At 71.8% G+C, this 3,615-nt stretch carries 4 protein-coding genes; all 4 read right to left on the minus strand.

Translation table 11 applies throughout. From position 1 onward, the window contains the following. Positions 1 to 922 (minus strand): cation diffusion facilitator family transporter (locus ACR9ZK_RS21010; protein WP_481343909.1); only part of this gene is annotated, 922 nt, incomplete at its 3' end. Positions 923 to 964: 42 nt separating this feature from the next. Next, positions 965 to 2,020 (minus strand): ABC transporter ATP-binding protein, encoded by a 1,056-nt coding sequence (locus tag ACR9ZK_RS21015; protein WP_481343910.1) that lies wholly within the window; start codon positions 2,018 to 2,020, stop codon positions 965 to 967. Further along, the gene (locus ACR9ZK_RS21020) at positions 2,017 to 3,057 is read right to left on the minus strand and encodes an ABC transporter ATP-binding protein (protein ID WP_481343911.1); all 1,041 of its coding nucleotides are present in this window, start codon (positions 3,055 to 3,057) and stop codon (positions 2,017 to 2,019) included. Before ACR9ZK_RS21020 ends, ACR9ZK_RS21015 begins: the two co-directional genes overlap by 4 nt. A gap of 10 nt (positions 3,058 to 3,067) precedes the next feature. Beyond that, a partial coding sequence (locus tag ACR9ZK_RS21025) for a GntR family transcriptional regulator (protein WP_481343912.1) occupies positions 3,068 to 3,615 on the minus strand: 548 nt, incomplete at its 5' end.

The following is a 3,615-nucleotide window of genomic DNA, read 5'->3' on the forward strand; positions in this document are numbered from 1 at the left end:
GGTCGAGCACCGCGTGCATGTCCGCGCCCGGCACGACCTTCAGGTGCACGCTCATGGCGTCCATCGCAGAGGTGATCGTCCACACGTGCAGGTCGTGGGCCTCGACGACCCCGTCGAGCTGCTCGAGGTCGCGCGCCACCTGGTCGACGTCGATGTGGGCCGGCGCGGACTCCACCAGGATCCGGAGCGCCTCGGCCCCGAGGCGGTACGCACGCGGCAGGATGAACACGCCGATGCCGACCGCGATCACCGAGTCGACCCAGTACCACGAGGTCACCGCGATGACCGCGGCGCCGACCAGCACACCCACCGACCCGACGGCGTCGGCGACGACCTCGAGATAGGCGCCGCGCAGGTTGAGGCTCTCCTTGGCCCCGGCCTGGAGCAGCCGGAAGCAGACCAGGTTGACGAGCAGCCCCACCAGGGCCACGACGATCATCGGTGTGGAGGCCACCTCGTGGGCGCCGTCCCGCAGCCGGTCGATCGCCTCGTAGACGACGTAGCCCGCGACCGCGAACAGCAGCAGCGCGTTGACCAGCGAGGCGAGGATCTCCAGCCGGTACCAGCCGAAGGTCCGGTGGGCGGCCACGGAGCCGGCGCCGGCGAGGGAGATGGCGGCCAGCGACATCCCGAGCCCACCGGCGTCGGACAGCATGTGCCCCGCGTCGGACAGCAGCGCCAGCGAGCCGGAGACGATGCCGACGACGATCTCGACCGCCACGAAGGACAGGGTGAGCAGGAAGGCGATCATGAGCGGTCGCCGGTAGCGGGCACCCGCGCTCAGCGCCTCGGCGGCGCTCAGCCCGTGGCTGTGCCCGTGCCCGTGCCCGTGCCCGTTCCTCCGGCCGGGTGCGTCACCGTGCTCGTCCGCGTGGCCATGGGCGTGGTCGTGGTCATGGCCGTTGCCGTGGTCGTGTCCCATCAGGGGGCAGCCCTTCGTCTGGTGGGGCGGGAGGAAGCGGGTTCAGCTGTCCCAGAAGTGGCAGGTGACGGTGTGGTCGTCCCCCGGCCTGGACAGCTCCGGCGCGGTCGTGCGGCAGATGTCCTGGGCCATGGGGCAGCGGGGGTGGAAGCGGCAGCCGGTCGGGGGGTCGATCGGGCTGGGGGGTTCGCCGGTGAGCCGGGTGGCGGTCCCGGTGGTGTCGGTGGTCTCGGCCAGGGAGGCCGCGAGCAGGACCCGGGTGTAGGGGTGGCGGGGGTAGGTGAACAGCTCGTCGCGGGGGGCGACCTCGACGATCTGGCCCAGGTACATGACCGCGACCCGGTCGCACAGGTAGCGCACGACGCGCAGGTCGTGGGAGATGAGCACGAGGGTCAGGTCCAGCTGGTCCTTCAGCTCGACGAGCAGGTTGAGGATCTGGGCCCGGATCGAGGCGTCCAGCGCCGAGGTCGGCTCGTCGCAGATGAGGAACGTGGGCTGCAGCAGCAGCGCCCTGGCGATGACCATGCGCTGCAGCTGCCCGCCGGAGCACTCCTGCGGGCGCCGGGACAAGATGGCCTCCTCGAGGCCGACCCGTTCGAGCATGGCCAGCATCCGTTCGCGGCGCTGGGTCTTGTCCTTGACGCCGTGGTGGCGCAGCGGCGCCTCCAGGCTGGTGCCCAGGGTCATCTTCGGGTCGAACGCGCCGTAGGGGTCCTGGAAGACGAACTGCATCGAGCGGCGCAGCGCCTTGAGCTGGGCGCCGGTGGCGCCGGTGATGTCCCGCCCGTCGAACATCACATGCCCGGAGGTCGCCGGCACGGCCTGCAGGATCGTCCGGGCCAGGGTGCTCTTGCCGCAGCCGGACTCCCCGACCAGCCCGAGCACCTCGCCCTTGCCGACCGTGAAGGACACCCCGTCCACGGAGTGCACCCGCTTGCCCCGCCCGGCGGGGTAGTGCTTGACCAGGTCCCGGACCGCCAGCAGCGGCTCACCGCCGGACCCGGCCGTGGGCCCCGTGGCGGGTCCGGTGGTGGGCCCCGTGGCGGGCCCGGTGGTGGGCCGGGTGGTGGGCGCCGGCAGGGGGGTGCTGGTGCTCATCGGGCCTCCGCGTGCTCTCGGGATGCGTAGCATCGACTGTGGTGCTCGTGCTCGCCGCAGGTGTGCAGTTCCGGCTCCACGCCACGGCAGGTGTCGCTGATGCCCAGCTGCGCGGCCATCGCGCACCGGGGCAGGAACCGGCAGCCGTGCTCCAGGGCCCGGGCCGCGGCGACGCTGCCCGGGATGGAGAACAGCTGGCCCCGCTCGGCCTCCAGCAGCGAGGCCCGCAGCAGCGCCTGGGTGTACGGGTGCTGCGGGTCATCGAAGATGTCGCGCGTCGCGCCGTCCTCCACGATCCGGCCCGCGTACATCACCGCGACCCGGTCGGCCATCGCCGACACGATGCCCAGGTCGTGGGTGATCAGCAGGATCGACAGGCCCAGCTCGTCTCGCTTGGCCTTGAGCAGGTCCAGGATCTGGGCCTGCACGGTGACATCGAGCGCGGTGGTCGGCTCGTCGGCGATCAACAGCTGCGGGTCGGCGCTGAGCGCGGCCGCGATCATGACCCGCTGGGCCATCCCCCCGGACAGCTGGTAGGCGAACGCCGAGGCCCGCCGGGCCGGTTCCGGGATGCCGACATCCCGCAGCAACTCCACCACCCGCGCCTTGGCTTCCCGGCGGCCGACGTTGCGGTGCGTGCGCAGCGACTCGGCCACCTGGGTCCACACCCGCGCGGTCGGGTCCAGCATCACCTTCGGCTGCTGGAACAGCATCCCGACCTTGTGCCCGCGGACCTCGTTGCGCCGCTTGGACGGCATCGCCAGCAGGTCCTCACCCTCGAGGCGGGCCTGCCCGCCGAGCACCTCCGCGCCCGGGGGCAGCAGCCCCATCACCGTCAACGCGGTCAGGCTCTTGCCCGATCCGGACTCCCCGACCAGCGCGACGATCTCACCCCGGCCGACCTTCAGGTCCATCCCGTCGATCGCCGGCGTGCCCGGCACGTCCGGGAAGTCCACCCGCAGCCCCCGGATCTCCAGCAGGGGATCGATCTCGTGCACCACACCCACACTGCGCTCCTGCTCCACCACCTGGCTCATCAGCCCCTCCTCAACGCCCATCACGAGCGGTCGTGGCGGCAGCAGGCCGCCGGTTGGACAGCGTGGCCACCGCGTCGTCGAAGTGCTTCTTGAGGACCGCCAGCGCCTGCTCGGTCCTGCCTTCGGTCATCAGGTCGCAGATCTGCCGGTGCTCGCCCACGAGGTTGGCCCGGCTGTCAGCCGCGGTGAGCACGCCGAGGCAGAGCCTCGTCTCGGAGATGACCGTGCTGAACATCCGCCGCAGCCGCGGGCTGCCACTGGCATCGACCAGGGCCACGTGGAAGTCCAGGTCGTAGACACCGACGGCCTCCCAGTCCCCCGCCGCCGCCGCCTTCTCCATCAGGGTGACGTTGCGGTCGAGCGCGTGGGCGGCTGCGCCCGAGGCATCCTTGGCCACGATCGTCCGCAGGGCGGCGAACTCGAGGGCCTCACGTGCCAGGTAGATGTCCGAGACGTCGTCCTCGGTGAGCACCGGGATGAACACCCCTCGATGGGGCTCGCTGAGCAGCAGCCCCTCCTGGACGAGTCGCTGCAGCGCCTCGCGGACCGGTCCACGGC

The sequence above is a fragment of the Monashia sp. HAY1-5C genome, assembly GCF_056755255.1.

Excerpts from the sequence above, each read along its gene's own strand:
- ACR9ZK_RS21020 (WP_481343911.1), bottom strand. The coding sequence starts at position 3,057 with ATGAGCCAGGTGGTGGAGCAGGAGCGCAGTGTGGGTGTGGTGCACGAG.
- ACR9ZK_RS21015 (WP_481343910.1), bottom strand. The coding sequence starts at position 2,020 with ATGAGCACCAGCACCCCCCTGCCGGCGCCCACCACCCGGCCCACCACC.